Origin of the sequence: Canibacter zhuwentaonis, from assembly GCF_018531145.1 — a bacterium.
Lineage (GTDB): Bacteria > Actinomycetota > Actinomycetes > Actinomycetales > Microbacteriaceae > Canibacter > Canibacter zhuwentaonis.
The window spans coordinates 158,181-164,841 of sequence record NZ_JAHDSZ010000004.1; the positions used below are offsets into that span (position 1 = coordinate 158,181).

The window sequence follows — 6,661 nt, forward strand, 5'->3', positions numbered from 1 at the left end:
CCTTAAAGCCGCCTTTGTAGTACAGTTACAATATAATTGTGAAATTATTTTTAGCCTCGACCTCTGCCGCGCGTAAAGCGGTGCTTAAAAGCGCGGGAATAATTCCCGAGTGCTGTGCTCCCGACTGTGACGAGCCCGCAGAGGTTTTGCGGGCGGAGCAATCACTGCGGCGCAAGCTAACTGCGGCAGAAACTGTTGAACTGCTCGCACGCTTGAAAGCACACAGCGTGATCGGGCAGCTGCCCGATCGTAGCGGGCTGGTGCTGGGCGGTGACAGCGTGTTTATGCTCGATTTTGAGGTGCTCGGCAAACCGCACACAGCGGATGTTGCGCTGCGTCGTGCGCAACAGCACCGCGGGCGCACGGGTGTTTTGTATTCGGGGCATCACCTGCTCGAGGTGAAAAACGGTGAAGTTGTACAAGAAATATCACTCGTGGACACCGCAACCGTGCGGCTCGCCGCGGATCTGACAGATGCCGAATTGCGCGCATACATTGCAACAGGAGAGCCGCTTGAGCTTGCCGGGGGCTTTGCAATCGACGGTCTCGCAGGAGCCTTTATCGATAAAATTGAGGGCACACCCAGTTGCGTTATGGGGTTATCGCTGCCTGCGCTGCGGCAGATGGTAAACAAGCTGGGCTTAAACTACACCGAGCTGTGGAACGCGTAGCGCGGTTTTTGTGCGTGGTCAAATAACAGCTGCGCGGATGCGCACGGCCTGGCTGCGGGGACGCTAGCACCTGCGCGGTTACGCCCCACACGAGCGCGTGAATGCTAGCGCCTGCGCGATATCGCAGAGCCTGGGTGCGAGCTACGCAAAGTGCACAGCAACAGTTGCACGATCGCGCTAAGCAGGGGCACCAGCGGCACAAACCGGCAAATCCGCAACAAAAAAGCCCGTTAAAACACCTCAAAATTACCGGTCACGCGGGTGCGTCTAATAAAGAACTTCCACAGCACAAGAGCGGCCAAAAACCACCCGCTGCCCAGCGCAATTGCGAGTGCCGTTTCGTTCCAGAACTCGGGCATCGCGGCCAGGGCAAGATGCCTGCCGGCGGCAACTATGTGAGTTGGCGGCAGCGCCAGGCAGAGCGCCTGCAGTGGCGCGGGAAACACGCTCACCGGGGCGATCATGCCGATCATAATCGGGAGCGCAAATTCTGCGACGTTTGAGACGGTAAGGCTGTTTTTAAGCCACATACTGAGCGAGCCGAGACACGCGCCAAATCCCGCCGCGCTAAGCGGCGCAATCACGATAAGCAACGCAATCAGGGGCAGGCTTTGCCAGTTAAAATTCACGCGTGTCACCGCCATGCTCACCGCAAAACCAAGTAGCGCGGTTGCCGAGCTAATTCCGGCGACAACCGTGTACCGCCCAAGCCAGCTGAGTGCTAAATTACCGTGCGCGGTGAGCAGAAAAACGGTTACGCCCTCAAAACGGTCGGTTGCAACAAGAGACACGATTGAAGTTGCGGCAACTATCGAGCTTACGCCAAGCGCAACGGCAAAGGCTGATTCGAGCGAGGGGCTGGCGGATCCGCCGCTAGATAGCGCCAGAAAGAACAGGGTCAAAAGGCAGGGCAGGATCACAAATTTAACGGCTATTGTGAGGCGTGTGCTGGCTTCGGGCAGGCAAGCGCGCGCTATTTTAGCGGAGTTGAGAAATACACTGATCATGCGAGCCCTAGCGTGCCGTCGCGGTGAGCGGCCAGCAGGGCGCGCCTGAGCAGATATTTTGAGGCCAGCAGGTAGATTGCGCAGACGCACACCACGTGCAAAACCCAGAGGGTGGCAGTTTGCACGGTAGCGGCCGATAGAATATTAACCGCCCCGGTTAGCGGGTGCAGCAGCGCCAGCGGTTGCAGCCAGCCGGGCAGCGCGGTAAACGAAATTACAAGCCCGGTTAGCATCCACACCGGCGTTAGCAGCAGCGGCTCAAACACGATCGCGTTGCGACTGCGCACAAATATTGAGGTGAGAATAATAGCGGATGCGGCACAACTTAGATATGCCGTTGCAAGTGACACAAGGCTCGCGGCAGTGACGGTAACGCTGCCCAGCAGAATAAATTCGCAGCAGATACTGATGGGAATACCCAGCAGCCCGATCGCGGTGGCCGCCAGGCAGAGCGAGCTAAAAACCGTTGCCGGTGGCAGCGGGCTTATTGCCAGATGCTCCAGAGTGCCCTGAAAGCGCTGGTAGCTGATAATGCCCATCGCGCAGATTGTGCTCGCCCACAATCCGGCAATTGCCGAGTGCAGCCATAGCCCGTGCTGCGGCGCAAAATCGTTTGCGAGCGCCGATAAATAGAGAAACATGAAGAACGCCAGGGGAGCGAGCGCCGCTTGCTGCACAAAAAATCCGGTGCGCATCAGCACCTGCAGCTGAAAACTGATTAGTTTTAATAGCATGATTAGGCACCCGTGTTTTCTGCCTCTGGCGGCGCGCTGTGCTGGGCTGTGTCGGCCTGTGCCCGGTTGGTATCTGTCTGTGCTTGGGTTGCATCGGTCTGTGCCTGAGCTGCATCGGTCTGCTGCGCCGCGCCCGCCTGCTCCCTGTCAATAAATGTCAGGTAGGCTTCTTCGAGGGTCGCCGCCCGCGTGTGCACAGCCAAAATACTGCCCGCAAAAGGCGCATCGCCAAAATCATAGGGAGCGGTAATTCCGGGCGGCCAGGTTAGATCCGCAGTCCAATACCCGGGCTGTTTTGCGGTGCGGATAGTTTCCGCCCCTAATTTTTGCAGCTCCGGCAGCGGATCCGCTGTGCAATCCAGATGCAAGCTGGTCACTTCACCAACTCTCGCGTGTTTTTTGATCTCGGATACCGTGCCTTTTGCGAGCATCCTGCCGCCGGCAATAATCATAACGGTGTCGGCGAGCTCGTCGGCCTCTGCCATTTGGTGGGTGGTTAGCAGTGTGCCGTGCCCTAGCCGGACTGTTTCGCGCACCAGCTGTTTTAGCTCGAGTGCGCCCTGCGGGTCGAGCCCGTTTGACGGCTCGTCGAGTAGCAGCAGTTTGGGTTCTGTGATAATTGCGCGTGCTAGGTGCAGGCGTTGTTTCATACCGCGCGAGAAGGTTTCAACTTTACTGTTTGCGACGTGCGCAAGCCCAACCTGTTCGAGCAGGGCGTGCGCGCGCTGTTTGAGCTGTTTGCCGCTTAGATTTTGTAGGTTGCCAAAAAACATTAGGTTGTGCGCGGCGGTTGTTCTGAGATAGAAGCCGCGATCTCCTCCGAGCGTGAGCCCAATTTCGCTGCGCGCGCGTTTTGTTTCTTTTACCGCGTCGTATCCGGCTATTGTGATTGACCCGGCGGAGGGCTCTAACAGTGTTGATGCCATTTTAACGGTTGTGGTTTTACCCGCGCCGTTTGGACCCAGTAGCGCAACAACCTCCCCGTCGCCGATGCTAAAACTTAAGTCTGTGACGGCGTATTTTTTATTCCCGGTGTAACGTCGGGAAACCCCCTCAAAAACCAGGGGATATTCAGAAGTGCGTGTTTCAGACAATGAGAAATCCTGAATCTACTTGTTGTGACAGAATCGGTATCTAGCTCGCGTAATTGCGCGTAAACAATATCTAACTTATTATTGCGCGAAAATGCGCAAAACGCAACGTGGGCGAGTGTGGGAATTTGTTATTTGGCGGTGGTGTGACGGGTGCTGCGGTTTCGCAGTGTTTAGGTGTTTACAGCGGGGCGGTGTACGGGGTGTTTGCCGGGCTGCGTGTGCTGCGGCACTATAGCGCCGCGTTTAGGTGTTGATCCGCTTGCCGCGCTGTTGCAGCATCTTGTTGTATGCGTTTAGCTCAGCATCGCCGGAGCGCTCTGCCGCGCGATCGCTCCGTTTTTGCTCACGCTCGTCGGAGCGCGCCCACTGAATCGCGACTATCAGCACCAGCAGCAGTGTCGGCAGCTCTCCAATGCCCCAGGCGATTCCACCGCCAGACTGCTGGTCTGCGAGGGGGGCAAGCCCCCAGGTGCGACCCATCGCGCCAAACCAGTCGGCCGCGAGCAGCGATGTGCCAGTCATCAGGGTCACTCCGAAAAATCCGTGAGAAGCCATGGTTGCCAGCAGAATAATAATGCGCACCGGGTATCCCGGACGGTGTGACACCGGATCCACTCCCACAAGCGAGAGCGAAAATAGGTAGCCGGTTATTAGGAAGTGCACGATCATCCACTGGTGTCCGAGGTGCGATTCCATCGCCCAGCGCAGTATTGGCGTGTAGTAGAACAGCCACAGCGACCCGGCAAACAGCGCCGCCGCCACAACCGGGTTTGTGAGCAGCCTCGCGTACGGCGTGCTAAGCAGCCAGAGCACCCACTCGCGCGCACCCCAAGAACCGTCTTTGCGCTTTGGCACCACACGCAGCAGGAGGGTGACGGGCGCTGCGAGCACAAGCAGCAGCGGAATCAGCATTGTAAAAAGCATATGCCCCATCATGTGCACACTGAAAAGATATGCCTCGTAGGCGTTTGTGAAGCCGTTTGCGACAAAGCCGAGCACGAGCATTCCCAGCACAAAGCTGATCGTGCGCAGCGCGGGCCAGCTGTCACCGCGGCGGCGCAGCTTCACAACGCTGGTTATGTACAGTGCTGTTGCAAGCACTGCAACCATGCTCCACAAAAGATCGAATTTCCAGACGGTTAGAGCTGTTTCAAAGTTCAGTTCGGGAGGCAGCGGATCCCCTGTGAGATATTCCGCGGGAGTAATTTTTGCGCCGGAGTTTCGGGCAGGCTCGATTGTGACCGGTGTGCGGGTGCGCCCGAGTGCGCCAGAAAATCCGCTAGCTACGCACATAACCGCGATTTCTGTGAGCAGCAGCCAAATATAGCGGCGCTGCCAGGCGTGCGGGTTTTTGGTAATGCGGTTAATAAAAAATAGGCGTTGCGCGGCCCCGTAGCCAAGCAGCAGCAACAGGGCTGCGCTTTTGAGCAGCAGAATTTGCCCGTACCCTGTGGTGAGCAGATCCGCGGGGGAAGACAGGCGGATAAACCCGTTCACGATCCCCGAAAAAGTTACCGCGATGGCCGCGAACAGCGCCAGTGTGGAGTATCTGCGCATCAGCGGCGCAACGCGCGGCGGTTGCACCACGGGCAGCAGCACTGTGACGGCTATTAACGCGCCAACCCAAACAGCCGCACCGCCGATGTGCAAAAACATTGAGTTTACTGCGAGGCTGTGACCGCTCGCTCCCGCCGCGTGCCCCTGCGCGGCGAGCGGTAAAATCGTGAGAGTGGCGGTTATGAGCGGCACTAAAAGCAGCTTGCGGGAGCGGATCGCAAAACACAACACGGTTGTTACCGCGGCCAGCAGAATGAGCAGCAGCCACAGCTGCCCGAGCTCAAACTCGGTTACGAACTGCGCAAAACCAGCGCCGAATTTGGCATCTGCAGAAAACGCCTGACTGCTCACGTCGACGTATGTTGTGATGAGGGTAACTAGCCCGGATATTGTAAGCACTGCCGCACTGCCCGCGGCTATGTTGAGCGCGCGGATCCACTCCGGCTTTTTAGGATCTAATGCCCACAGTGCGATAATTATGCCCCCGAGCATAATCGCCAGCGACATATTTACGGTTAGCCTGGCTGCGGGGTTGAGATACCGCACAACCGCCCCGGGATCCAGCAGCTGTCGGGGAGCGGCGGCGCCACCTATTGTAAGAGCTGCCAGCAGCGATAGCGCAAGGGCGAGCAGCAGCACAACGGCTGCCGGGGCTAAAATATGCGCGCTTTTATTCATAATTAATAGTGTACTTTTTTCTAAAGGCCCAGAGAATAATCTCTGAGCCTTTAGAAGGTGTTAAATAAACGCTTATTTAACAGCAGCTTTTAGCTTGCTGCCAACTGTTATCTTAACGCGCTTGCCGGCAGGAATCTGAATTGCTTCACCTGTTTGTGGGTTGCGGCCGGTGCGTGCAGCGGTCTCGGTTGAATCGAACGAGATCCAGCCCGGGATAGCTACTTTTTCGCCCTTTGCAAGGCTAGCTGCTACCGTTTTGAACAGTGAATCCACTACTGTGCTTACGGCGCTCTGTGTTTCGCCTGTTTCAGCAGCAATTTTTGCAACAAGCTCAGTTTTGTTCAGTGACATTTGTCATCCTTTCTTTAGCGATACTGTCGCTTAATCTAGCGGACTTTGCTGCACCCTTTCGGGAGCGCGGAACGTATCCGCCCGCAAAGCGATCAATCTTGATCTAGTCGATAGGTTACCTGAAATATCCTGAATTTTTCACGGTTTTTAGGGTGTTTGTCATATTTTTAGGCGGAATTTCATGTTTTTGGGCGATTTCGGGTGTTTTGTGAGAGGTGCTGTGGTGTGCGGATCAGGTGTGGCGGGTGGTTTTGAAGGCTGTGCTGTGGGCGTGCTGCTGGTTGTGTGGCAGGCGTTGTAGGTAGTGGGTTTGGTGCGGGTGTTGGTGGTGTGTGGTGGGTTGTTTGGTTTGACTTTTCCGGGGGGGGGTAGTTTTAATGGTGGTTTATTTTGGATGCTAGGGTCTGAAGCTCTTAATAGGGAGGGGTTTTAGGGGTGTTTGTTTGGAGGTTGTTTTGACTGGTGTGGTTTCTTTGCTGTTGCAGGCACGGGGTGTTGTTTCAAACATTCTCACACTAGCGCTGGTGTTCAGCACACTAGTTAGTGCGCAAACAGGGCAAACCGTTGCT

General features: G+C 56.3%; 6 protein-coding genes. 1 reads left to right on the top strand and 5 read right to left on the bottom strand.

Annotated features, from left to right (window positions below):
* Positions 1–38: 38 nt before the first annotated feature.
* Complete coding sequence (locus KJY78_RS03750; RefSeq protein WP_214337268.1) at positions 39–671, top strand: Maf family protein; 633 nt, start codon at positions 39–41, stop codon at positions 669–671.
* A 230-nt stretch (positions 672–901) separates the two neighbouring features.
* Here KJY78_RS03750 and KJY78_RS03755 read toward each other — a convergent pair whose 3' ends face one another.
* From KJY78_RS03755 to KJY78_RS03775, 5 genes are all read right to left on the bottom strand, one after another.
* Positions 902–1,678, bottom strand: coding sequence for a hypothetical protein (locus KJY78_RS03755; protein WP_214337269.1), 777 nt, complete (start codon positions 1,676–1,678; stop codon positions 902–904).
* A complete protein-coding gene (locus KJY78_RS03760; protein WP_214337270.1) occupies positions 1,675–2,412 on the bottom strand; it encodes an ABC transporter permease in 738 nt (245 codons plus the stop codon). Before KJY78_RS03760 ends, KJY78_RS03755 begins: the two co-directional genes overlap by 4 nt.
* 2 nt (positions 2,413–2,414) lie before the next feature.
* Positions 2,415–3,506, bottom strand: coding sequence for an ABC transporter ATP-binding protein (locus KJY78_RS03765; protein ID WP_214337271.1), 1,092 nt, complete (start codon positions 3,504–3,506; stop codon positions 2,415–2,417).
* Between the two features lie 243 nt (positions 3,507–3,749).
* Positions 3,750–5,741: a bifunctional copper resistance protein CopD/cytochrome c oxidase assembly protein gene (locus tag KJY78_RS03770; RefSeq protein WP_214337272.1), complete on the bottom strand. Its 1,992-nt coding sequence runs from the start codon at positions 5,739–5,741 to the stop codon at positions 3,750–3,752.
* A gap of 72 nt (positions 5,742–5,813) precedes the next feature.
* Entirely contained in the window at positions 5,814–6,092 is a 279-nt protein-coding gene (locus KJY78_RS03775; protein WP_214337273.1) for an HU family DNA-binding protein, read from the bottom strand.
* Positions 6,093–6,661 lie beyond the last annotated feature (569 nt).

Coding starts and splice junctions, on each gene's coding strand:
- KJY78_RS03770 (WP_214337272.1), bottom strand. CDS start 5,741: ATGAATAAAAGCGCGCATATTTTAGCCCCGGCAGCCGTTGTGCTGCTG.
- KJY78_RS03755 (WP_214337269.1), bottom strand. CDS start 1,678: ATGATCAGTGTATTTCTCAACTCCGCTAAAATAGCGCGCGCTTGCCTG.
- KJY78_RS03760 (WP_214337270.1), bottom strand. CDS start 2,412: ATGCTATTAAAACTAATCAGTTTTCAGCTGCAGGTGCTGATGCGCACC.
- KJY78_RS03775 (WP_214337273.1), bottom strand. CDS start 6,092: ATGTCACTGAACAAAACTGAGCTTGTTGCAAAAATTGCTGCTGAAACA.